The sequence below is a fragment of the Acidovorax sp. 99 genome (assembly GCF_003096455.1).
Classification (GTDB): Bacteria; Pseudomonadota; Gammaproteobacteria; order Burkholderiales; family Burkholderiaceae_C; genus Acidovorax; species Acidovorax delafieldii.
Map to the genome: position 1 here is coordinate 3893315 of NZ_QEKU01000001.1, position 22931 is coordinate 3916245.

General features: G+C 65.5%; 16 protein-coding genes, 2 tRNA genes and 1 riboswitch. Of the genes, 6 read left to right on the plus strand and 12 right to left on the minus strand.

The annotated features are described in order from the left end of the window. Positions 1 to 4: 4 nt before the first annotated feature. The 3 genes from C8C95_RS18055 to C8C95_RS18065 all read right to left on the minus strand — a co-directional run bounded on the left by C8C95_RS18055 (position 5) and on the right by C8C95_RS18065 (position 2645). Positions 5 to 352, minus strand: a complete 348-nt coding sequence (locus C8C95_RS18055; RefSeq protein WP_116749482.1) for an Mpo1-like protein — start codon at positions 350 to 352, stop codon at positions 5 to 7. A 161-nt stretch (positions 353 to 513) separates the two neighbouring features. After that, on the minus strand, positions 514 to 1332 hold the full coding sequence (locus C8C95_RS18060; protein ID WP_116749483.1) for an alpha/beta hydrolase: 819 nt from the start codon (positions 1330 to 1332) through the stop codon (positions 514 to 516). A gap of 2 nt (positions 1333 to 1334) precedes the next feature. Then, positions 1335 to 2645, minus strand: a complete 1311-nt coding sequence (locus tag C8C95_RS18065) for an O-acetylhomoserine aminocarboxypropyltransferase (protein WP_116750343.1) — start codon at positions 2643 to 2645, stop codon at positions 1335 to 1337. Positions 2646 to 2803: 158 nt separating this feature from the next. On the opposite strand from C8C95_RS18065, the gene C8C95_RS18070 reads away from it, so the two are divergent. Further along, positions 2804 to 3253, plus strand: coding sequence for a CBS domain-containing protein (locus C8C95_RS18070; protein WP_015013536.1), 450 nt, complete (start codon positions 2804 to 2806; stop codon positions 3251 to 3253). A gap of 63 nt (positions 3254 to 3316) precedes the next feature. On the opposite strand, the gene C8C95_RS18075 is transcribed toward C8C95_RS18070, so the two are convergent. Next, on the minus strand, positions 3317 to 5554 hold the full coding sequence (locus C8C95_RS18075; RefSeq protein ID WP_116749484.1) for an EAL domain-containing protein: 2238 nt from the start codon (positions 5552 to 5554) through the stop codon (positions 3317 to 3319). 204 nt (positions 5555 to 5758) lie between these two features. Between C8C95_RS18075 and aroC the strand changes: the two genes are divergently transcribed. Continuing rightward, on the plus strand, positions 5759 to 6856 hold the full coding sequence (gene aroC / locus C8C95_RS18080; protein ID WP_116749485.1) for a chorismate synthase: 1098 nt from the start codon (positions 5759 to 5761) through the stop codon (positions 6854 to 6856). Between the two features lie 36 nt (positions 6857 to 6892). Continuing rightward, a complete protein-coding gene (locus C8C95_RS18085; protein ID WP_116749486.1) occupies positions 6893 to 8698 on the plus strand; it encodes a bifunctional metallophosphatase/5'-nucleotidase in 1806 nt (601 codons plus the stop codon). Between the two features lie 47 nt (positions 8699 to 8745). Here C8C95_RS18085 and C8C95_RS18090 read toward each other — a convergent pair whose 3' ends face one another. From C8C95_RS18090 to C8C95_RS18105, 4 genes are all read right to left on the minus strand, one after another. Beyond that, entirely contained in the window at positions 8746 to 9648 is a 903-nt protein-coding gene (locus C8C95_RS18090; protein WP_056067168.1) for a DMT family transporter, read from the minus strand. Positions 9649 to 9922: 274 nt separating this feature from the next. Next, positions 9923 to 10372 (minus strand): transcriptional regulator NrdR, encoded by a 450-nt coding sequence (nrdR, locus tag C8C95_RS18095; RefSeq protein ID WP_015013541.1) that lies wholly within the window; start codon positions 10370 to 10372, stop codon positions 9923 to 9925. 24 nt (positions 10373 to 10396) lie between these two features. Continuing rightward, entirely contained in the window at positions 10397 to 11641 is a 1245-nt protein-coding gene (gene glyA, locus C8C95_RS18100; protein WP_116749487.1) for a serine hydroxymethyltransferase, read from the minus strand. Between the two features lie 35 nt (positions 11642 to 11676). Further along, positions 11677 to 11830: riboswitch (ZMP/ZTP riboswitch) on the minus strand. An 84-nt stretch (positions 11831 to 11914) separates the two neighbouring features. Continuing rightward, the gene (locus C8C95_RS18105; RefSeq protein ID WP_056743637.1) at positions 11915 to 12760 is read right to left on the minus strand and encodes a lytic transglycosylase domain-containing protein; all 846 of its coding nucleotides are present in this window, start codon (positions 12758 to 12760) and stop codon (positions 11915 to 11917) included. Positions 12761 to 13712: 952 nt separating this feature from the next. Here C8C95_RS18105 and C8C95_RS18110 point away from each other — a divergent pair. Next, positions 13713 to 16493 carry a DUF349 domain-containing protein gene (locus C8C95_RS18110; protein WP_116749488.1) on the plus strand — a complete coding sequence of 927 codons (2781 nt, stop codon included), beginning with the start codon at positions 13713 to 13715 and terminating at the stop codon, positions 16491 to 16493. Between the two features lie 150 nt (positions 16494 to 16643). Here the strand turns inward: C8C95_RS18110 and C8C95_RS18115 are convergent. Beyond that, positions 16644 to 16728 (minus strand) — tRNA-Leu (locus C8C95_RS18115). Between the two features lie 186 nt (positions 16729 to 16914). Further along, a tRNA-Leu gene (locus C8C95_RS18120) sits at positions 16915 to 16999 on the minus strand. A gap of 19 nt (positions 17000 to 17018) precedes the next feature. Here C8C95_RS18120 and rnr point away from each other — a divergent pair. Next, on the plus strand, positions 17019 to 19352 hold the full coding sequence (gene rnr, locus C8C95_RS18125; protein WP_116749489.1) for a ribonuclease R: 2334 nt from the start codon (positions 17019 to 17021) through the stop codon (positions 19350 to 19352). Between the two features lie 93 nt (positions 19353 to 19445). Here the strand turns inward: rnr and C8C95_RS18130 are convergent, their stop codons facing one another. Continuing rightward, positions 19446 to 20456 (minus strand): alpha/beta fold hydrolase, encoded by a 1011-nt coding sequence (locus C8C95_RS18130; RefSeq protein ID WP_116749490.1) that lies wholly within the window; start codon positions 20454 to 20456, stop codon positions 19446 to 19448. A gap of 122 nt (positions 20457 to 20578) precedes the next feature. Between C8C95_RS18130 and C8C95_RS18135 the strand changes: the two genes are divergently transcribed. Then, positions 20579 to 21319, plus strand: a complete 741-nt coding sequence (locus tag C8C95_RS18135; RefSeq protein WP_116749491.1) for an AraC family transcriptional regulator — start codon at positions 20579 to 20581, stop codon at positions 21317 to 21319. A gap of 3 nt (positions 21320 to 21322) precedes the next feature. Here the strand turns inward: C8C95_RS18135 and C8C95_RS18140 are convergent, their stop codons facing one another. Beyond that, entirely contained in the window at positions 21323 to 22864 is a 1542-nt protein-coding gene (locus C8C95_RS18140) for an NAD(P)H-hydrate dehydratase (protein WP_116749492.1), read from the minus strand. Positions 22865 to 22931: the final 67 nt, after the last annotated feature.

A 22931-nucleotide genomic window follows, 5' to 3' on the forward strand; every position in this document is an offset into this window, starting at 1 on the left:
CATCTCACAGGGGCACTTTACCCGTCCAGATGTCCTTGTACATGACCCAGTCGCCCATGAAGCTGTACAGCGGGCGCTTGAAGCTCGCGGGCTTGTTCTTTTCAAAGCCGAAGTGCCCCACCCAGGCAAAGCCGTAGCCGCAGAGCAGGCCGTACAGCAGGTACTGGGGCTTGCCCGTGGCCACCAGCATGGCCAGGCAGACCAGCGTGAGGGAGGAGCCCACAAAATGCAGGCGGCGGCATGTGCGGTTGCTGTGCTCGCTCAGGTAGAACGGGTAGAAGTCCGCGAAGCGCTTGAAGGCCCGAGGGTCCGTGCTGGGCGCTGGTTGCGGGGTGGCAGTCTGGGTGGTCATGGCGTTGTCTCCGGGCGGCGTTGGGGCTCTGCCCGCGTTATACGCCGTGACCCCGGTGCGCACCAGCGGGGCAGTGCGGGTGTGGTGTCGCCAACGGGTCTGCCGCTTTGAACAGGTTCTGAAAGCCCCGGCGGGCCTGCCAGCGCGCCGGGGTTTGGGAGTCACCGGGCCAGGAAGTCCCGGATGGCGGCCAGTGTCTCTTCAGGCGCCTCGGTCATCTGGTTGTGCCCCACGGGCAGATGGGCGATCTGCACCTGCTTGCCCGCCGCCTGGGCGGCCTTGACGAGTCCCTGTGCGGCCTTGGGCGCCGTCATCTGGTCCTGGCTGCCCAGCGCAAACAGCACGGGGCAGGTCAGTTGCGCCATGGCCGCTTCGCCACCGGCATAGCTGTCACAGGCCACAAATCCCCGGTGGAACACGTTGACTGCCGTGTTGCTGCGCAGCACCTTGCGCCCCAGCGCCATGCCTGCACCAAACACCCAGGTGCCCGGGCCCAGGGCCGACGGGGGCGCAGACAGGGTGCTGCGGGAAAACACATTGACCATGCGCATCGCCTTCTCCGGGTCGGTCTGCGAGGCCTCGATGAGCGCGGGCGACACTTTCATCGGGAAGGCCGTGCCCACCAGCACCAGGTGGCTGATGCGGTCCTTCAGGCGCGCAGCGGCTTCCATGGCGATGAGGGAACCCCAGCTGTGGCCCACCAGTGCCGCGCGCTGCACGCCTGCTGCATCGAGCAGCGCGCCGATGAAGTCCGCCCCTTGCTCCACCGTAGCAGGGGCATCGCCGCCACTGCGGCAGTGGCCGGGCAGGTCGATGGCCAGCACGTTCCAGCCGTGGTTGGCCATGTAGCGGCTTTGCAGGGCCCACACGCTGTGGTCGTTAAGCACGCCGTGGATGAACACCACGGTAGGCTTGGCGGCGTCGAATGCCTTGCCGCCGGTGTAGCAGTAGGTGGCGGCGCCATTGACTTGGATGTGCATGGTCAGGCCCCCGCTTTCTCAGCGGCTTTCAGCGCGCGCTTGAGGTCGTCGATGAGGTCGTCGGCGTCTTCGAGGCCGATGGACAGGCGGATCGTGCCTTGGCTGATGCCCGCGCCCGCCAGCGCCTCGTCGCTCATGCGGAAGTGTGTGGTGCTGGCCGGGTGGATCACCAGGCTGCGGCAGTCGCCCACGTTGGCTAGGTGGCTGAAGACCTTGAGGGTTTCGATGAACTTCTTGCCCTGCTCGCGGTTGCCCTTGAGGTCAAAGCTGAACACCGAGCCCGCGCCGCGTGGCAGCAGCTTTTGCGCCAAGGCATGGCTGGGGTGCGAGTCGAGCAAGGGGTGGCCCACGCGCGACACAAACGGCTGCGCGGCTAGAAACTCCACCACCTTCTCGGTGTTGCGCATGTGCTGCGCCATGCGCAGCGGCAGGGTCTCGATGCCTTGCAGAATGAGCCAGGCGGTGTGCGGGCTCATGCAGGCGCCAAAGTCGCGTAGGCCCTCGCGCCGCGCGCGCAGCAGAAAGGCGCCCACGGTGCTCTCTTCAGTGAACACCATGTTGTGGAAGCCGTCGTAGGGCTGCGTCAGCTCGGCAAACTTGCCGGCCGATTTGGGGCCGTCCCAGTCAAAGCTGCCGCCATCCACCACGATGCCGCCCACCACGGTGCCGTGGCCCGACAGGAACTTGGTGGCCGAGTGGTAGACCAGATCCGCGCCATGCTCGAACGGCTTGATGAGCCAGGGCGAGGTGAGGGTGGAGTCCACCAGCAGCGGTACGCCCGCCTCGTGCGCGATGGCGGAGACGGTGGGGATGTCCAGCACATCCAGGCCGGGGTTGCCCACGGTCTCGCCAAAGAACAGCTTGGTGTTGGGGCGCACCGCAGCGCGCCAGCCGTCGATGTCGCCGGGCTTGACGAAGGTGGTCTCAATGCCGAAGCGCGACAGCGTGTAGTGCAGCAGATTCTGCGATCCGCCATACAGCGCCGTGCTCGCCACGATGTGGCTGCCCGCGCCCATCAGCGTGGCAATCGCCAGGTGCAGTGCGGCCTGACCGCTGGCGGTGGCAATGGCACCCACGCCGCCTTCCAGGGCGGCCACGCGCTGCTCTAGCACCGCGTTGGTGGGGTTGCTGATGCGGCTGTACACATGGCCGCCGCGCTCCAGGTTGAAGAGGGACGCCGCGTGGTCGCTCGACTCGAAGACGAACGAGGTGGTCAGGTGGATGGGCACGGCGCGCGCGCCAGTGGCGGGGTCGGGGCTGGCGCCTGCGTGCAGCGCCAGCGTGTCAAAGCCGGGGTCGGAGTAACCGGGCATCTGTGTGTCTCCCATGTTGTCAATGCAGGCGGGCATTGTGGGCTATATTTGCTGACAAACAGCCTGCAGCACCTGGGCAGCCCCCGCCGGTGTGCTGGTCGCTGCGGGCCCACACCTACTCTTTCCGATTCTTCCCGATCCCCCGGAGACTCCGCACCATGAAAGTCAGCGACATCCTTCGCGTCAAAGGCAACACCCTGTACACCGCATCGCCGGACGAGCCGCTGGCGGGTGCCGTGAGCCTGATGGCCGAGCGCGACATCGGCTCGCTGGTGGTGATGGAGCACGGCGATCTGGTGGGCATGCTCACCTTCCGCGAAGTGATCCAGGCGCTGGTCAAGAACGGCGGCAGCGTGGGCACGATGCTGGTGCGCACGGCCATGGACGATGCGCCCCTGACCTGCACACTCGAAACCGACATGGACGAAGTGCGCCGCATGATGCTGGACCGCCACGCGCGCTACATGCCCGTGATGGACCGCCGCATGTTGATGGGCGTGATCAGCTTCTATGACGTGGCCAAGGCCGTGGTGGACAGCCAGAACTTTGAGAACAAGATGCTCAAGGCCTACATCCGCGACTGGCCGGAAGAAGAACCCCGTACCTGAGGTTGTGGGCGGGGCGCGAGGCCCACGCCCCGGCGTGACGGCACAGATGTGCCTCTCGCCAAGTCAGCGATAGGGGCGAGGCGCCTGGGCGCAGAGCCAGGCCTCGATCTCATCGGGTGGTAGCGGCTTGCCGAATAGGTAGCCCTGCATGACCGGGCAGCCGTGAGCCTGCAGCCACTGCTGCTGGCCGGTGGTCTCCACCCCCTCGGCCACCACCACCATGCCCAGGCTGTGCGCAATGCTCAGCACCGACACCGTGAGGGCGCGCGCCGTGGCGCTGGTGGTGAGGTCCTGCACAAAAGCCATGTCGAGCTTGAGCTCGCTGATGGGCAAGCGGTGCAGGTAGCTCAGGCTGGAATAGCCGGTGCCGAAGTCATCCAGCGACAGCTTGAAGCCCTGGTGGTGCAGGGCCTCGATGTTCTGCAGCGTGACGGGTCGCGCATCCATCATCACACTCTCCGTGATCTCCAGCAGCACATCGCTGGCGCGCAGGCCATGGCGCTGCAGCGCATCGCTGATCTCATGAGCAAACTCCGGCCGGTGGAAGCTGCGGCCCGACAGGTTGATGGCCACGCAGGGCACGTCGTGGCCTGCAGCGCGCCAGGCCGCCAGCTGGCGGCAGGCTTCGTCCAGCAGCCACAGGGTCAGCTCATGGATCAGCCCGGCGTCCTCGGCCACGGGGATGAACTGCGACGGCGGCACCATGCCCCACTGCGGGTGGTTCCAGCGCGCCAGAGCCTCCACACCGTGCAAGGTGCCGGGGGAACTGCTGAGAACCTGCGGCTGGTAGTGCAGGGTGAGGCTGCGGTCGGACAGCGCCTGCTGCAGCGCGCGCTCCAGCGAGGCGCGCTCCTGGGCACGGCGGTTCATCTCGGCGCTGAACAGCTGCAGGCTGTGGCGATGGTCGCTTTTGGCCTGGTGCATGGCCTGGTCGGCATGGCGCAGCAGGGTGTCGATGGTGTCTCCATCATTCGGAAACATCGCAATGCCGATGCTCGCGTGGGGCACATGGGTCTGCCCGAAGATGTCCAGCGGCTGGGCAATGTCGTGCAGCACGCGGTGGGCGCTTTGTACAGCCTGTTCGGTGGTGCATTCGGAGAGCAGCAGCACAAATTCGTCGCCCGACAGGCGCGCGATCAGGTCGCGCGCGCGCAGGCCTTGTGTGAGGCGCTGGGCCACCTCGCTCAGCAGCGCATCGCCTGCGGCGTGCCCCTGGGTGTCGTTGACCTGCTTGAACCGGTCCAGGTCGAGGAACAGCAGGGCGCCTGTGTGGCGCCCCCGCTGCAGGTCGGCCAGTGCGCGCTCCCCGCTGCTGCGAAAGAGAGCGCGGTTGGGCAGCCCGGTCAGCACGTCAAAAAACGCGAGCTGATGGATGCGCTCGTGCGTGCTGTTGCGTTCGATGGCCAGTGCGCACAGGTGCAGGCACACATCCACCAGGCGGCGGTGCAGTGCATCGGGTGCGCGGGGCTCGCGAAAATAAAACGCAAAGGTGCCGATCGGCTGGCCCCGGTGGTCGCGAATGGGACTGGACCAGCAGGCGCGCAAACCGCTGTCGGCAAACAGGTCGCGGTAGTCGTCCCAGAGTGGGTCTGTGGCCATGTCGGTGACCACCACGGGCGCGTTGCGGAAGGCAGCGGTGCCACACGACCCGGCCGTGGGGCCAATCGCCAGTTCGTCCAGCGCATGACTGATGGTGGGTGGCAGGCTGGGCGCCGCCAGCGGGTGCAGCCGACCCTGGGCATCCACCGCCAGGATGGTGGCGGTGACCTCGGGCGCGATGCGTTCGACCTCGCGGCAGACCAGGGCCATCAGCTCGGGCAGGGGCAACTCGTTGACCATGCCCTCCAGCACATGCGTCTGCAGGACCTCGTGCATCTTGGTGAGCGTGATGTCGGTCAGGATCGAAATGCTGCCCCCCGGTCCGCCGGAGCTTTCGTCGGACGCATTGATCACCAGGGACACCCAGCGAGGCTGCCCCGCCTTGCTGTAAAGCAGGGTGTCCGTGCGAAAACTGCCTTTGGTCAGCACATTGCCCCGGATGCTTTCGAGCAGGTCCGGATCGGAGTGGGGGCCGAGCAAGACCTCGCTCAGGTGCCTGCCCAGCACCTCGGCGGGCTGGTAGCCAAACAACCGCGTGAATCCTTCATTGATATACACCACACGCTTGGAGCTGTTGGTCATCACCACCGCGTTGTCGCTGGCGTCCAGTGCGCGGCGAAGGGGGGCGTCTGCCAGGGCGGCAGTCAGAAGGGTGCGGGAAGGTGATATCGGACCCGGAGAGGGCGGTGCGAGGGCGGGCATGGAGATCCCAAAAATCGATGTTTACATGCTAACAAGCGTCCAGAACCCTGCCAAGCAGGATATGTCATGCCTGTGCAAGGGCGCCACGTATCGGGCGTTTGGTGCCTCGTGGGTGCGGTGACGTAGCAGCTGTGGGGGAGTGCACCTCAGCAAACCGGTGTGGCCGTGCGTCGGGCACCCGGGGCTCTGGGATAATCCCGCCCCATGAGCGGCAACACCATCGGTACCCTATTCGCAGTCACCAACTTTGGTGAATCCCACGGCCCGGCCATTGGCTGCGTGATTGACGGCTGCCCGCCCGGCATGCCGCTCACCGAGGCTGACATCCAGGCCGACCTGGACCGGCGCCGCCCTGGCACCAGCCGCCACGTCACGCAGCGCAACGAGCCCGACGCGGTGGAGATCCTCTCTGGCGTGTACGAGGGCAAGACCACCGGCACCCCCATCGCCCTGTTGATCCGCAACACCGACCAGCGCAGCAAGGACTACAGCAACATCGCCGAGAGCTTTCGCCCCGGCCATGCCGACTACACCTACTGGCACAAGTACGGCATCCGCGATCCGCGTGGCGGTGGCCGGTCTTCCGCCCGCCTGACGGCCCCCACCGTGGCCGCCGGCGCCGTGGCCAAGAAGTGGCTGGCCCAGCAGTACGGCGCGCAGTTTCGTGCCTGCATGACGCAGCTGGGCGAGCTGCCCATCCCTTTCGAGAGCTGGGACCACGTGCGCAGCAACCCTTTCTTTGCCCCCGTGGCCGACGTGGCGCAGTACGAGGATTACATGGACGCCCTGCGCAAGGCCGGCGATTCCTGTGGCGCCCGCATCCGCGTGCAGGCCACGGGCGTGCCCGTGGGGCTGGGCGAGCCGCTGTACGACAAGCTGGACGCCGACATCGCCCACGCCATGATGGGCCTGAACGCGGTGAAGGGCGTGGAGATTGGCGCCGGGTTTGCCAGCGTGGCCCACCGGGGCACGATGCATGGCGATTCGATGACGCCCCAGGGTTTCCGCACCAACAACGCCGGCGGCGTGCTGGGTGGCATCAGTACCGGGCAGGACCTGGAAGTGAGCATCGCCATCAAGCCCACCAGTTCCATCATCAGCCCGCGCGAGTCCATTGACATCCACGGCCAGAGCACCGAGGTCATCACCAAGGGCCGCCACGACCCCTGCGTGGGCATTCGCGCCGCGCCGATTGCCGAGGCGCTGCTGGCGCTGGTGGTGATGGAGCACGCCCTGCGTCACCGTGCCCAATGCGGCGATGTGGTGCCGCCTGTGCCGCCGATCCAGGCCTCGTTTCTGTAACACCAACTCCCACCGTCCCTGGGGCGGTGCCTCTGTATGAGCAACCGCTTGTTCCGGGCCTTTCTCCGCAGGGCGCTGGCCGCCTTGGCGGTGCCGCTGTGGCTGGCTGGCTGTAGCGGCATTGCGTCCACCGCCCCTGCGGCGGGTAGCGCGCCGGCCCACATCGACATCACCCTCATCGGCTTCAACGACCTGCACGGCAACCTGGAGCCGCCCCACATGGCGCATCGGGTGCAGGGGCCCACAGGCCCGGTGCTGGCACCTGCCGGGGGCATGGCGTATTTCGCCAGCGCCATGGCTGCCCTCAAGGCCCAGTCGCCGCACCATGCGGTGGTGTCGGCGGGTGACATGGTGGGCGCCTCGCCGCTGGTGTCGTCGCTGTTCCTGGACGAGCCCACCATCGAGGCCGTCAACCGCATGCAGATCGACTTCAACGCGGTCGGCAACCACGAGTTTGACCGGGGCTGGCGAGAGCTACTGCGGCTGCAGAACGGTGGCTGCGAGAAATTCACATCGCGCGAGCCTTGCCGCATCAGCAAACCTTTTGAAGGCGCCCAATTTGGCCTGCTGGCGGCCAACACGGTGCGTGAAGACGGGCGCACCCTGCTGCCCGCCACAGGGCTCAAGCGGTTTACCGAAGGCGGTGTCACCGTCACCATGGGGTTTATCGGCCTCACGCTGCAAGCCACACCGACCATGGTCAGCCCGTCCGGGGTCGCTGGGCTGCGTTTTGAGGACGAGGCGGCCACGGCCAACGCGCTGATCCCTCAGCTCAAGGCCCAAGGCGCCGATGTGATTGTGGTGGCCATCCATGAAGGCGGGGGCACCGCGGCGGGCGTGCAGGAGACCAGCTGCGCAGGTCTGTCGGGCGACATCGTGCCCATCCTGGAGCGCCTGGACCCGGCCGTGGATGTGGTGGTCTCGGGCCACACGCACCAGGCCTATGTGTGCGACTACAGCCGCGTGAACCCGGCCAAGCCCTTTTTGCTGACCAGCGCAGGCCAGTACGGCACGCTGCTCACCGACATCCAGCTGCGCGTGGATACGCAGACCCGCCGTGTGGTGAGCAAGACGGCGCGCAATGTGGTGGTGCAGGGCGAGGCCTTCACGGGAGCCCAGGGGCCGGTGCCGCTGACCACGGCCGTGCCGACGTTCCCTGCGGATCCCGGCGTGCAAAAAATCATCGACACCTACCGCGCTGCCGCCATTCCGCTGGCCCAGCGTCCAGTGGGGCAGGCCCAAGGGGCCATGCGCCGCCAGCCCAACGCGGCGCTGGAGAGCGTGCTGGGCAATCTGGTGGCGGACGCCCAGCTGCTGGCCACACGAGCGCCTGCGGATGGTGGTGCGCAGCTGTCCTTCATGAACCCGGGCGGCCTGCGCGCTGACCTGGTGCCGGATGAGCAAGGGCTGGTGCGTTACGGCCAGCTGTATGCGGTGCAGCCTTTTGGCAACCAGCTGGTGATCAAGACCTTCACGGGTGCGCAGATCCGCGCGGTGCTGGAGCAGCAGTTCGCCAGCGGGGGCAACACGGTGCAGCGGCCCCGGGTGTTGTCGGTGTCCAGCGGGTTCAGTTACCGCTACGACCTGAGCCAGCCCGCCGGGGCGCGCATCAGCCACATGGTGCTGAATGGTGCGCCGGTGACAGACATGCAGTCCGTGCGTGTGGTGATGAGCAGCTTTCTGGACAGCGGTGGTGACAACTTCACGGTGCTGACGCAAGGCCAGGACCGGCGCGTGGGTGAGCTGGACCTGGATGCGCTGGAGGCGTACTTCCGGCTGCAGAGCCCGGTGGCACCACCCGCTACCCACCGCATCACCCGCGTTGCGCCTGCCGCGCGCTGAGGAGCACCAAAGGCGTTGGGTGCCCGCTGGGTGGGGGAGTCCGCCGCTTAGTCGTCTGTGCGGCGCAGCGCTCCCAGCCATTGCAGTGGGTTGAAGCCGGTGACCAGCCCGGTCGCCACCAGCACCAGCGCACCGCCCCAGAGCATGCCCGGCCCCAGTGCCTCGCCCAGAAAGATATGACCCCAGGCCACGCCGAACAGCGGGATCATGAAGGCGGAACTCATGGCGGCCACGGGCGAGACATGTTTGAGGACCCGCAGGTTGAGCCAGTAGGCGAGCCCCGAGGTCACGATGCCCATCACGGCTACGGCGGCCAGCGCCTCGGGAGTGAAACGTGCGGTGGGCAATGTCCAGGCCGCCCCGGGCAGCAGCAGAACCAGGGCAGCGGCGTGGATGCCGGCCGCGATCGACAGCGGTGACATGCGGGTGGTCGCCCGCTTCATCCAGGTGAGAGACAGGCCATAGCACGCCGCAGCGGTCACGCACGCGCCTGCCGCAAGCAGTACCGCCGAGGTGGGCGCCACAGGCCCCAGCTGCACGATCAGCGCGACCCCTGCAAAGCCGCAGAGGCAGCCCGCCCATTTGCGCGTGCTCAGCGTGTCTTCCTTCATCCAGGCGGCGGCGATCACGCCAAACGGCACGGCCATGGTGTTGAGCAGAGAGCTGTAGCCCGCAGGCAGGTGCAGTGCCGCCCAGGCGTACAGCAGAAAAGGCGCTGCCACCGTCAGCGCACCCAGCCCCAGCAGTTCCCGCCAGTGGCGCCAGGGCCAGGGCTCACCCACCCAGCGCATGATGCCGATCAGCGTGAGAGTGGCCAGCCCAATGCGCAGCGCGGCCATCACATTCGGACCCAGTACCGGGCTGGCGATGCGGATGAACAAAAAGGAAGCGCCCCACAGGGCAGACAGCAGCACCAGCTGCAGGAAGTGGCGGGTTTTCACCGCGCGCATTGTCAGGCACCTGCGCAGTGCTTGCCGGAGTGTTAGATGGCAGTTTTGATGCAAAAAACTGCTTGAAGCGTCAGTCCATCATGCTGCGATAGCTATCAAATTAGTAGCAATTGCAGAGTAGCTTGCGCGACACACGCGCAGGGCCATGGCAGAACCTGGGAGTGCGCAATGTGTGCCAACGGTGCCGCGCTCTGCATTGGCCAGACGAGGTAGCAGGGGCGGGGGCTGCTCCAGGGCGGTCATCCGCGTGACGGCCACCCTGGAGCGCGATTGGCTACTTGCGCACCTCATCCACCATGGCGCGAAAGTCGTCGATGTCTTCAAAGCTGCGGTACACGCTGGCAAAGCGGATGTAAGCCACCTTGTCGAGCTTCTTGAGCTCGCGCATCACCAGCTCGCCAATGCGGCTGGAGATCACTTCGCGCTGGCCCAGGTTGAGCAGCTTTTCTTCGATGCGCTCGATGGCGCTGTCGATCTGGTCGGTGCTGACCGGGCGCTTGCGCAACGCCAGGTTGAAAGAGCCCAGCAGCTTGCTGCGGTCGTATTCAATGCGCCGACCGTCTTTTTTGACGATGGCCGGGAAGTTCACTTCCGGCCGCTCGTAGGTGGTGAAGCGCTTGTCGCACGCGCCGCACTGGCGGCGGCGGCGGATGAAGACCCCATCCTCAGACACCCGCGTTTCAACAACTTGCGTTTCGAGGTGGCTGCAGAAGGGGCACTTCATGGGCGCTGAGGACCGGCTTGTTGCTTAACGGTAGACCGGGAAACGAGCGGTCAGGGCGTTGACCTTGGCACGCACGGCGGCGATGTTGGCTTCGTCGCGGGGGTTGTCCAGCACATCGGCAATCAGGTTGGCCGTGATGCGGGCTTCTTCTTCCTTGAAGCCACGCGTGGTCATGGCGGGGGTGCCAATGCGCACGCCGCTGGTCACCATCGGCTTTTCAGGGTCGTTGGGGATCGCGTTCTTGTTGATGGTCATGTGGGCGGCGCCCAGCACGGCCTCGGCTTCCTTGCCGGTAATGCCCTTGGCGCGCAGGTCCACCAGCATCACGTGGCTTTGCGTGCCGCCGGACACGATGCGCAGGCCGCGTGCGGTCAGCGTCTCAGCCACGACCTTGGCGTTCTTGGCCACTTGCTCCTGGTAGGCCTTGAACTCGGGCTGCAGCGCTTCCTTGAAGGCTACGGCCTTGGCAGCGATCACGTGCATCAGCGGGCCGCCTTGCAGGCCGGGGAAGATGGCGCTGTTGATGGCCTTCTCGTGCTGTGCCTTCATCAGGATGATGCCGCCACGCGGGCCGCGCAGGCTCTTGTGCGTAGTGGATGTGACCACGTCGGCGTGGGGCACGGGGTTGGGGTACACACCGGCGGCAATCAGGCCGGCGTAGTGGGCCATGTCCACCATGAAGATCGCGCCCACGTCCTTGGCCACCTTGGCAAAACGTGCGAAGTCAATGTGCAGGCTGTAGGCCGAGGCACCGGCGATGATCAGCTTGGGCTTGGTCTCGTGCGCCTTTTTCTCCATCGCTTCGTAGTCGATGGCTTCTTTGGCATCCAGGCCATAGGACACCACGTTGAACCACTTGCCCGACATGTTCAGCGGCATGCCATGTGTCAGGTGGCCGCCTTCGGCCAGGCTCATGCCCATGATGGTGTCGCCGGGCTTCAGGAAGGCCAGGAACACGGCCTCGTTGGCCGATGCGCCGCAGTGGGGCTGCACGTTGGCGGCTTCTGCGCCGAACAGCTGCTTGACCCGGTCGATGGCCAGTTGCTCGGCCACGTCCACATGCTCGCAGCCACCGTAGTAGCGCTTGCCTGGGTAGCCTTCTGCGTATTTGTTGGTCAGCTGGGTGCCCTGGGCCCACATCACGGCGGGGGAAGCGTAGTTCTCGCTGGCGATCAGCTCGATGTGGTGCTCTTGGCGGGCGTTTTCGGCCTGGATGGCGGCAAACAGCTCGGGGTCGGTTTGTTCGACAAGAATTTTGCGGTCGTACATGATTGGCAGTCCTATGAACTTGTGTCCCTTGAAACAAGGGCTGCCCAGGCGAACGGCTGAACGCATGGGGCAGGGCCCCTGCGGCACGCTTCCCAGTGGTTCACAAGAAGTAGGTTCTTGCTGGTTTCCACGTCAGCGGCAACATCCAGTGGCTGGATGCTGCGCCTATCGCCAGTCGCGTACCCCGTTAGTGTAGCCGACACGGCGCCAGTGCTGCACCGTCCGAACCGCTGTGCGCCAGGGTTGTTACCTGGGTGCCGGGAGCCTGCAGGGTTACAGGCCAGGTGTCAGCAAAGCCACCTTGTCGCTGGCTGCTGCAGGGGCTGTGGTGCGGGGCACCGCTGCGGGGATGCTCTGCACGGGAGCCTGGGTAGACAAGGAGGGTGGAGGATTGAAAGGCACTGCGCGACCGCCGGCCACCTGGCGCAGGCGCAAATGTTCCGCCATCACCTTGGCGGCATAGCCTCCGTCGTCGGCCATGTTGCCTGCACCCACATAAAAGCGCAGGCCGCCTTCGAGCGAGCCAGCGCGAGCAATGCATTCCTGCAGCACCTTCACACCGACCCGCAGGTTGCTCACCGGGTCAAAGGCTGCAAAGTGACCGCCAAAGTTCTGGTACTTGTCAGTGTGCACGCGGGTCATCACCTGCATGAGCCCTTGTGCGCCCACGGCGCTTTCGGCAAATGGGTTGAAGCTCGACTCAATGGCCATGATGGCCAGGATCAGGGTGGGGTCGATCTTTGCGCGGGTGCCAATCTCGTAGGCCTCGGCCACCAAAGCGCTCAGGGGCTCAGGCGCCACGCGGTACTTTTTGCTGAGCCAGAAGGCCACGGCTGCCTGCTCTTTGGGCAGGTCCTTGGGGTTCACCGCCGTAGCGCGCTCGCTGGCTTCTGGCTCTATGGGCATGCCCAGCATTTCAACCTGGCGGGCTTGCAGCCAGTTCATCAGTTGCTCTTCACCAGCCTGGCGCAGATCGGGCCGTGCAGTGAGGGCAATGACGACAAAGGCAACGGCCAAGCCGATGAGGGCGAAGCTGTTGTGGGTGATTTCAAGAAAACCTTCGGTCACGTCGGCCGCGAAGGTTCGCACGCCGGAGACTATTTTTCCTGACGCTGTCATAGCTCTTCCTTTCTGAAGCGGGCCAGTGGAGCGGGGCAGTCGCAGTGGACTGTGCTTTGCTGGCAGATCGCCTGGATTGGTACGCCATCAAGTCCGGGCTGCACGTCTGTGGAGTGCTTGGCGCCCTGGGTTGACTTAGCCGGGTTCGGCAGCGATTGGGGTTTGTAACTAGCCCTGTTTTTGGGGCTGGCGGATTCTAGAAGCTCACTAAATGCATAGTCAATACTAACAAAACTATTTTTAAGACATAAAAATTATGAAAAACATGTGAAAAATCACAGTTTTTGTGGGGTGAGGGGCTGTTCAGCGCTGTGGGTGGGCCGGTGGTGGCTGACATCACCATGTCAAATTCAATCGGGCTTTTCTCCGCCATTGAGAATCCGATTTGAGTTGGCCGAGTGAGTTTGATAAGGTGGAGGCGCCTGTAGATTTCAGGCATCGCCAGACGAAGCGAAGTCTCCCTCCGAGGGCATTCAGTGCCAAGGTGCAGCAGATGCCGCTTCCATGGCAACCCCTGGAGGCAATACCTTGCCTCCTCGCCATGCGGACCTTTCTCTCCGCATCGCGACCGATGGCAAAGACCGTTGTGTCAGCCGTCAAGCCCGGCGGGCAGGCCCTTCAGGCACTGCTCGTCGGGCTTTCTTATTGGTGCTTCGCCTTGTGGGTGGGCGGCGCTGTCTTATATATAGATAATGGGGGCTGTTCCCTAGAGCGGCGACCCTTCGCCCGGAGTGTCGCGCGGCGTTCTCGCAGAGGTCCATCGGCGGGGCGGCCTGCCTCGCAAAGCCTTGTGCCAGATCACTTGGCTGGTGTGGACGATGCTCCCCGCCATGGCTTGCTGGCCCAATCCGGTGAAAATAGCCCTTTTGTTGCCCTGGCGTGCGCATGGTGCGGTCGCTCGGGCACGGCCCCAGGCCCTGCGCCAGGGACGCCTTCGTAATCCATTGGATCCATGTTTCCATTTTTTTCCCGCAGCAAAATGTCCGACGCACCTGAAGTGAATCCGGCCCCGGCCAAAACCCACGAGCCGCACCCGCTCGATGCGCTGACCGGCGGCGCTTTTTCTGCCGCTACGTCGGGTGAGCGCGCTTCCCGCATCCGTGACTGGCTGGCCACGCACCCAGCGTCTGAGCAGCTGCAGGAGGTGTTCAAGGAGTTGAGCGGACGTGACAAGGGCGCAGCCCGCGCCGTGCGCGAACGTCTGGACGAAATCCGCCGTGCCAAGGGGCAGGAGGCTATTGCGGCCGAATGGGCGGACAAGGCCCAGGCATTGCTGGCGGCCCCCAAGCTCAATATTGCAGATGCCCTGGCCTGGCAGCGGGATGCCGCCAAGGCGGGTGCGCCTCTGTCGCGCGAGCCGCTGTCGCTGCTCAAGGTGCAGCTGGCGGACCGTGTGAAGGTCATTGAAGACCTGCAGCACCGCGTGCAGGTGCAGCGCGAGGCCGCTGTGCTGCTGGCGCAGCGCATTGAAGTGCTCTCCACCAAACCCTGGCGTGATGCCCATGCTGCGCTGGAGCTGCTGCGTGCCGATGTGGCGCGCTGGCAGGAGCAGGCCCAGGAGCTCACGGGCGATGCGAGCTGGGCGAGCGTCGAAGCGCGGTTTCCCCCTTTGCTGGATGCCTCTCGCACCCAGTTGCTGGTGGTGTGGGAGGCTTTTCAGCCCGCAGTCGCCCAGGCGGCTGCAGCGGCAGAAGATGTCTCCGCGCCCCTGCCTCCCGTGCCGGTTTGGGCGGACGAATTGCGCGCTGCCCGTGGCCTGCCCACGGAGGCCGCCGCCGCTGCGGCTGCTTCAGCAGCGGCCAGCAAGCCAGCCCGCGTCGCCAAACCCAAGGTGGCGCCAGAGGTGATCGAAAAGGCGCACCAACTGGTGCGCGATGCGCTGGCGACGCTCGAAAAAGAAACCGCTGAAGGCCATGGCAAGGCCAGCGCTGGCGCAGCGGCTGCGCTGCGCGCCGTGCTCAAGGTGCATGGCAAACACATTGACAATGCCCTGGAGCAGCAGGTGCACACGGCGCTGGTGGCTGCCGGTGAGCTGGAAGGCTGGCAACGCTGGAGTGCCGACCAGGTGCGTGAAGACCTGGTGGCCAAGGCCGAAGCGCTGCTCAACCGCCCCGAGGGTCAGGCCCTGGGTGGCCGCAAGATGCAGGAGACCCTGCGCAATCTGAGAGACCAGTGGAAGCAGGCAGACCAGGGTGGTGCGCCTAACCACGCCCTGTGGAAGAAATTTGATGAAGCCTGCAACGCGGCGCACAAGGTGGTCGAGGCCTGGCTGGACAAGATCCGCACTGAAGCGGCCGAGCACAAGGCTCAGCGCCTGGCGCTGATTGAAGAGGTCAAGGCCTGGGCGCAAGAACACGCTGCATCGGGCGACTGGAAGGCCATCAACCGCTCGCTGTATCAGTTCGGCGACCGCTGGCGCGAAGGCGGGCATGTGGGCGAGAAGATTTTTGCAGAGCTGCAGCCCCTGTGGAAACAGGCCATTGCCCTGGCCGCAGCACCCCTGGAGGCTGCACAGAAGGAAAGTCTGGCGCGTCGTCACGCGATGATCGACGAGGCCACAGCCTTGGGCGCGGCACCCGCTTTGCGCATCGATGCCGTCAAGGCGTTGCAACAGCGCTGGCAGGCGGAGGCACAGACCGTGCCGCTGGACCGCAAGCACGAGCAAAAGCTGTGGGACGCTTTCCGCAAGCCCATTGATGAAGCGTTCAACCGCAAGTCGGCGGATCGTGACCGTGCTGTCACCGAGTTGAGTGCGCGGGACCGCGTCGTTCTGGACGCCTCCAAGGCTCTGGAGGCTGCCAACGCCACGGGTGATGCGCAGCAGATCCGTGCTGCCATGCAGGCGCTGGAGGCTGCATTGCGCGGCCAGGCCCAGGCGGCTGAAGCGGTCGCCACGGCCAACAAGGATGCCCAGTCGCATGCTGAAGCGCAGGCAAATGCTGCTCCTGCTGCTCCAGCTGCTACTGAAATTGGAGCGGAGGCCTCTGCCGAGGCTGCGGAAGGTGGTGACACCGCTGCAGCCGCGCCCGCGCCAGCACCCGCAGCCCCCAAGCCTGCTGCACGACCTGTTGTGGCCGTGCGTGGGGATGACCGCCCTGGGATGAAGAAAGACGCTCCGGTGGCCCCCGGCCGTGGTGCGCGACCGGGTGACCGCCGCGATGGTCGTCCGGGCGACCGTGACGGTGCCCGCGGCCCACGCAGTGATGGCCGCATGGGCGATCGCGCTGACCGGGGAGGCCGTTTTGGTGATCGTCCAGCCTTCGAGGACCGTGGCCCTCGCTTGGGGGACACGGCATTCCGTGCTCAGCGCGAGGCGATGGAGCACGCGCAGCTGGCTCTGAAGAAGTTGGCTGCACAGGCCCACGGCGAAGCCTTGACCCAGCTGTTGACCGCATGGGAAAAGCGCGATGCTGCGCTGGTCCCCGGCACGCAAGATTTGGGTTCGGGTGTGACGGCGTCGGTGCGCAGTGCCTGGACACAGGCATTGTCGGCTGCGCCCAAGGGCGATGCGGCAGAAGCGCTGCTGCGCCTTGAAATGGCGGCCGAGGCCCCAACGCCTGCCGAGCACATTGCCGCGCGGCGCATGTTGCAACTGCAGTTGCTGACGCGCCGCAACGACCCTGCGCCCACCCAGACCTGGGGTCAGGATGTGGCGCGCGTGCTGGCGAGCAATAGCGATGCGGCGAACGCACGCCGTTTGCAGAACGTGCTCAAGACGCTGCTGCGCAAGTAGTTGAAGGGCTGGGGCGCGCGCTGCGGCGCGTGTACCCTCAGGGCAGCAGACAGAACGAAAAACGAGACCGCTGGCGGTCTCGTTTTTTTCTTTGCTTTGATGGTTTGAAAACAAAAAAGCCGTTGCGGATGCAACGGCTTTTTATATGTTTGGTGCCCAGGAGAGGACTCGAACCTCCACGATGTTACTCGCTAGTACCTGAAACTAGTGCGTCTACCAATTCCGCCACCTGGGCTTTCAGATCAGCCTCGAATTATAGGACAAGAAATTCGGGCTTCTGAAGAGTTTTCAAAAAAATGTGCCATCGGCTCAAAAATCTTTGGCCGCAGCAGGGCATCCAAAATATCTCAGCAAATAAAAAAGCCGCTGGGTGTACAGCGGCTTCGATATTTTGAAAACCATCGCTGGTTCTCGTTAAACTTGGTGCCCAGGAGAGGACTCGAACCTCCACGATGTTACTCGCTAGTACCTGAAACTAGTGCGTCTACCAATTCCGCCACCTGGGCATTTCAGGAAAGACTAAGATTGTATAACAAAAAATCCACCCCCGGCACGCAGCCAGCCACACATTTGTCGCAAGAGATCGAAGGCAGCGTGCAAGGGCACCGTGATGGACACGGTTTCGTCATCCGCGACGATGGCGAAGGCGACATCTATATTCCCCCGAACGAAATGCGCGCAGTCCTGCACAAGGACCGTGTGCGCGTGCGCATCGTGCGCCAGGACCGCCGTGGCCGTCCCGAAGGCCGCGTTGTGGAAATCATCGAACGTCCACCCCAGCCCATCATCGGCCGACTGCTGCAGGAAAGTGGTGTGTGGCTCGTGGCTCCCGAAGACAAGCGCTATGGCCAGGATGTACTGATCCCCAAGGGCGCCACGGGCGCCGCGAAGCCCGGGCAGGTCGTGGTGGTTGAGCTGACAGAACCTCCGGCCCTGTTCGGCCAGCCTGTGGGGCGTATCACCGAAGTGCTCGGCGAAGTGGACGACCCTGGCATGGAGATTGAGATCGCGGTGCGCAAGTACGGCGTGCCACACGAGTTCTCTGCCGAGTGTCTCGCCCAGGCCAAGGAGCTGCCCGACAAGGTGCGCGCGCAGGACAAGAAACGCCGCGTGGACCTGACCGATGTGCCATTGGTCACCATCGACGGCGAAGACGCGCGCGACTTCGACGATGCCGTGTACTGCGAGCCCGCCAAGGTCGGCCGCAGCAAGGGCTGGCGTCTGCTGGTGGCGATTGCCGACGTGAGCCACTATGTGGAAACGGGCAGCGCCATCGACATCGATGCCTACGACCGTGCTACCAGCGTGTACTTTCCGCGCCGCGTGATCCCCATGCTGCCCGAGAAGCTCAGCAACGGGCTCTGCTCGCTCAACCCCGAGGTGGAGCGCCTGTGCATGGTCTGCGACATGCTGGTCACCGCCAAGGGCGAGGTGCACGCATACCAGTTCTATCCGGCTGTGATGTTCAGCCACGCGCGCTTCACGTACACAGAGGTCGCCGCCATCCTGGCCAATACGCGCGGCCCGGAAGCCAGCAAGCGCAAGGACCGCGTCAAGGACCTGCTCAACCTGCATGACGTATATCGTGCGCTGCTCATCGCGCGCCAGGCGCGCGGCGCAGTGGACTTCGAGACCACCGAGACGCAAATTGTGTGTGACGAAAACGGCCGCATCGAAAAGATCGTGCCGCGCACCCGCAACGACGCGCACAAGCTCATCGAGGAGGCCATGCTGGCCGCCAACGTGTGCAGCGCCGACTTCATTGCACAGGGTGGCCAGCCGGGCCTGTTCCGCGTGCACGAAGGCCCCACGCCCGAGAAGCAGGAGATCCTGCGCAACTACCTCAAGGCCATGGCCGTGGGCATGACGATTGGCGACGACCCCAAGCCGGGCGACTTCCAGGCGATTGCTACGGCGACCAAGGATCGGCCCGACGCACAGCAGATCCACACCATGCTGCTGCGCTCCATGCAGCAGGCCATCTACACGCCCATCAACAGCGGCCACTTCGGCCTGGCGTTCGATGCCTACACCCATTTCACCAGCCCCATTCGTCGGTATCCCGACTTGCTGGTGCACCGGGTCATCAAGGCCATCCTGAGCAAGACGAAGTACGCGCTGCCGTCCTTGCCCACACCCGGCGAAGCCCATGCCAAGCTGGCCAAACGGCTGGCGGCCCGCGTGGCCGCACCTGGCACCAAGCCACGCAAGGATGTGAAACCGCCCAGCCGCGACACCCAGGCCTGGGAGGCAGCCGGTCTGCACTGCAGTGCCAACGAGCGCCGCGCCGACGAGGCCAGCCGCGATGTGGAAGCCTGGCTCAAGTGCAAGTACATGCGCGAGCACCTCGGCGAGGAATACAGTGGCGTGGTCAGTGCTGCGACGAGCTTCGGCATCTTCGTGACGCTGGACGCGATGTACGTCGAGGGGCTGGTGCACATCACCGAATTGGGCGGCGAATACTTCAAGTTCGACGAGGCGCGCCAGGAGCTGCGCGGCGAGCGCACCGGCATCCGCTACGCCATCGGCGCGCGGGTGCGGGTGCAGGTGAGCCGTGTGGATCTGGACGGACGCAAGATCGACTTCCGCCTGGTGCGCGAAGGCGAGGAGCTGCTGGGCCGCGCGCTCAAGGACAAGGGTATGGGTACCGAGGGGGCTGGTGGTGGCGCCCGCAAGGCGGGTGGTCGGTCCGGCGGACGCAAGGCCGACAAGGCCGCAGGTCCATCTGCCACCGAGCAGGCAGGCCTGACCCGCGAGCGGGCCGCGCGTTCGCCGATCCAGTCGCTCAAAGCATCGGTCAAGAAGGCGGTGGCGGGTAAGTCCAGCAAAGGCAAAGCGCGCAAGCCACGCCGGGGCTGAGGTCGTCGAGCTGGTGGACCAAGGCCCTCCAGTTCGCCTCACCATTGCTATTTAATTGATAGCTGCAAGCGCATATAAAACATGCGCTTGCGGCTATTTTTTATTGAAATGTGCATGCTTGGCGGCTTGAGGGGCGCTCGATTGCTCCAGAAAGCGCGCATACCGTTGTGCCGTGTCGGCGGGGGCTTCCATCATGGGCAGGTGCCCAATGCCGGGCAGCGCGGCGATGTGTGCCTGCGGAAGCAGCTTCTGCACCGTCTGAAGGCCGCTTCGGTCGAACACGCGGTCGCCGTCGCCCCACAGGACCAGGGTGGGGTGCTGCTGCAGGTGGCCCAGGTGTTGTTCCAGCAGATAACGGTCTTTCAGCTGCGCGTCCCACAGGCGGGCGTTGGATGCAGCGTTGCGCAGCGCGTCCTGCTCGGAGGCATGCAGGATGGGGTAGGGCAGGAAGGGGCGCTTTTCAAACACCAACTCCATCATCGCTTTGAAAGCGGTGGCATCGTGGGCCACCAGCGGGCGTTGCCCGGCGTCGATGAGGCGGTCCATGGTGCTGGGCTGGGGCGAGCGTATGCCGTGGGGCGCGCCGATGAAGGCCACGCTGGCTACGCGCTCAGGGTACCGCAGGGCAAAGAGCGCTGCGATCGTGCCACCCATTGAGTTGCCAGCCAGATGCACTTGCGCCAAGCCGAGTGCATCCAGAAACGCGGCGAGGCGCGTCACGTGGGCCGCATAGTCGTAGGCTTGATCATCGCGCCGCGTGCTTTCGCCAAAGCCCGCGATATCTGGGGCAATCACCCGGTACTGGCCGGTGAGGGGGCGCGCAAAATCGACCCAATGGTCCTTCTCCGCAAATATGCCGTGCAGCAGAACAATGGGCGTTCCAGCATCTGCTCCACTGCGGGGGGGAAGCGCGGGGTTTGGGGGCGTGCCGTTGTCCAGGTAGTGGATGGTGTGCATCGCCGCGTTGGTGGTTTTTTCTTCCAGGCCAGACAGATGGCGATTGGCCCTGAGCAGGGGCTCTTTGAACAGTGAAGGGGCCCCGTAGTAGAGGCCGGCTGTGCCCAGTACCAGTGCCGTTGCAACAGAAATAGCGATGCGTTTCAAGAAGCGTTCTCCAGGGATGTGGCTGCGTACACGTCAGGGGCCCTGCTTGCACACCGGCAGGCCCCCTGGCAGGAGAGGCAAGGCTACGGAGATCTCTGTAAAAAAACTTGTAGGTTTGGGCTATGCCGGCACGCAACACACTGACCCTGGGCACTGACCGCGCGCTCTACGTCGGAGAGATCCCGGCCACGGGCTGGCACTGCCATGCGTCGCCGGTGCTGCTGATGGGGCTCTCGGGCCGGTTTGCGGTGCGCTGGGGGGCAGGGTGTGTGGAGACTTGCCACAGCGCGTTGGTCGATGCCGCAGTGGAGCACCTGTTCGACCCCTGTGGTGAAGTGGTGGCGCTGGTGTATCTGGAGCCAGATTCGGCGCAGGCGCGCGGCCTGCGGGGGCTGTTCGGGCAAGAGGGGGGTGTGGTGGTGGACGTCGCAGTCCCTGTGGGCGCGCGCAGTGCCATGGAGGGTTATCTGCATCAGTTCGACCTGCCCGCCTTGCTGCGGTGCCCGCTCGATAGCGAGGTGGCGCCGCTCGACCCACGCGTCGTCCGCAGCCTGCATGTGCTGCGCCATCCGCAGGCTGGGCGGGTGGCACGGGGTGACCTGGCCTTGGGCGTCCAGCTTTCAGCATCGCGTTTCAACCACCTGTTTCGCGCCGAGATGGGCGTGAGCTTGCGCACCTATCGGGTCTGGTCCCAGGTGCGGTTGGCGATGGCGGGGCTGGCGGTCAGCCCGCGCCTGACCGACGCGGCGCTACATGGCGAGTTTTCTGATTCGGCACACTTCAGCCGCATGTTCCGGCAGACCTTTGGCATGACACCGTCGAGCGTGCTCAAGCCGCTCAAGAAGGTGACCTTGCTGGCCTGAGGCTCAGCTTCCGCCCACGCGCCGCGCCAGTGCGCTGGCCGTCAGCGCCTGGCGCGCTGGCCAATCATCAGCCGCCTGGCCATGCTGGTACACCGCTTCACTCGCCGCGCGCAAGGCGCTGGCACCGGCGGCCAGGTGGGCGCCCACCATGCCTGCCAGCACATCGCCCGTGCCCGCCGTGGCCAGCCGCGCATTGCCCGTGGGGTTGATGGCCGGGACGCGGTCGGGTGCAGCAACCACGGTGCCCGAACCCTTGAGCACGGCCACGCAGTTGAACTGGTTGGCCAATTGCTGCGCGGCATCCAACCGGTGGGCCTGGACCTCGGCCGTGGTCAGGCCCAGCAGGCGCGCAGCCTCCAGCGGGTGCGGTGTGAGCACCGTGGGTTGCCCGTGCTGTCCGCGTGCCACCACCAGCGCGTGCAGTGCGGCCTGGGTGGCGATGGTGTTGAGCGCGTCGGCATCCAGCACCAGTCGGGCCGCGCGGGTGATGACTTCGGGCAGCACGCGTGTGATGGCCTGCCCGCCACCACAGCCGCAGACCACGGTGAGCTGTTCGAGCGCGAGGGCGTCAAAGCGGCGGAACATCAACTCGGGCTGCTGCAGGTCCAGTTGCAGATGCCCATCGTCCAGTAGGGCCACCAGCACCCGGCCCGTGCCGCTGTGCAGGGCCGCCGATGCCGCGAGCAGTGCGGCGCCCGCCATGCCCATACCGCGTGTTGCCCAACCTTCGCCACCCACCACGGCCACATCGCCATAGCTGCCCTTGTGGCTGGCGTGGGCGCGGGGGGCGGGCAGGGCGGGGCCGGAGAGCCAGGCGTTGGGCGGCTCGTGCCCGGGTTCTACGCCCAGATCATCCAGCCAGACCTGGCCTGCTGCGTCCCGCCCGGCGGCGGTGAACAGGCCGGGCTTGAGGGTGAGCAGACTCAGGGTGTGGCGTGGCGGGGGCGCTTGGTGGTGCAGGTGGTAGTGCTGGTGGGTTGGGGTGTCGGGCGCAAGGCCTGCTGCAAACTGGCCGGTGTCCGCGTCCAGCCCGCTGGGCAGGTCCACGGCCAGCACGGGGGCCGGGCTGCGGTGCAGGGCTTGCAGACAGGCCTGGAGCCTTGCGTCGGGCGCGCGTGCGGGGCTGTGGGGTGACGAAGAGACGCCAATGCCCAGCAGCGCATCAATGCACAGGTCGTTGGCCCCCAGATCGTCGGGGGCAGTGTCTGCCCAGGATACGCCCGCATCCCGTGCGCGCTGCCAGGAGGCCCTGGCATCCGCCGGGGCCGTATCGGGCTGGCCCAGCCAGGTCACGACCACTCTGCGGCCACTGCGCTGCAGGTGCATGGCAGCCTCCAGCCCGTCACCCCCGTTGTTGCCGGGGCCGCAGGCAATCCACACGGTGCGTGCGTGGGGTGCGAGCGCCTGGGCCAGTTGCGCGACGGCCAGGCCGGCGCGCTGCATGAGCGCGTGCGGAGGCAGGGCGGCTGCCGCCGCTTTTTCCAGGCGGCGTGTGGCGGCCGTGTTGAACAGGGGATAAGGCTGGTGGGCGGTGATGCGGTGCATGGGCTGCAGGGGGCAAGGGCTGCTGCCAGCGGCAGCGCGCTTGCCATTGTGCGCCGACGCCCCGTGG

Coding starts and splice junctions, on each gene's coding strand:
- C8C95_RS18105 (WP_056743637.1), bottom strand. CDS start 12,760: ATGACAGCGTCAGGAAAAATAGTCTCCGGCGTGCGAACCTTCGCGGCC.
- C8C95_RS18055 (WP_116749482.1), bottom strand. CDS start 352: ATGACCACCCAGACTGCCACCCCGCAACCAGCGCCCAGCACGGACCCT.
- C8C95_RS18140 (WP_116749492.1), bottom strand. CDS start 22,864: ATGCACCGCATCACCGCCCACCAGCCTTATCCCCTGTTCAACACGGCC.
- C8C95_RS18085 (WP_116749486.1), top strand. CDS start 6,893: ATGAGCAACCGCTTGTTCCGGGCCTTTCTCCGCAGGGCGCTGGCCGCC.
- C8C95_RS18090 (WP_056067168.1), bottom strand. CDS start 9,648: ATGCGCGCGGTGAAAACCCGCCACTTCCTGCAGCTGGTGCTGCTGTCT.
- C8C95_RS18070 (WP_015013536.1), top strand. CDS start 2,804: ATGAAAGTCAGCGACATCCTTCGCGTCAAAGGCAACACCCTGTACACC.
- aroC (WP_116749485.1), top strand. CDS start 5,759: ATGAGCGGCAACACCATCGGTACCCTATTCGCAGTCACCAACTTTGGT.
- C8C95_RS18060 (WP_116749483.1), bottom strand. CDS start 1,332: ATGCACATCCAAGTCAATGGCGCCGCCACCTACTGCTACACCGGCGGC.
- C8C95_RS18075 (WP_116749484.1), bottom strand. CDS start 5,554: ATGCCCGCCCTCGCACCGCCCTCTCCGGGTCCGATATCACCTTCCCGC.
- C8C95_RS18135 (WP_116749491.1), top strand. CDS start 20,579: ATGCCGGCACGCAACACACTGACCCTGGGCACTGACCGCGCGCTCTAC.
- nrdR (WP_015013541.1), bottom strand. CDS start 10,372: ATGAAGTGCCCCTTCTGCAGCCACCTCGAAACGCAAGTTGTTGAAACG.
- C8C95_RS18065 (WP_116750343.1), bottom strand. CDS start 2,645: ATGCCCGGTTACTCCGACCCCGGCTTTGACACGCTGGCGCTGCACGCA.
- C8C95_RS18110 (WP_116749488.1), top strand. CDS start 13,713: ATGTTTCCATTTTTTTCCCGCAGCAAAATGTCCGACGCACCTGAAGTG.
- glyA (WP_116749487.1), bottom strand. CDS start 11,641: ATGTACGACCGCAAAATTCTTGTCGAACAAACCGACCCCGAGCTGTTT.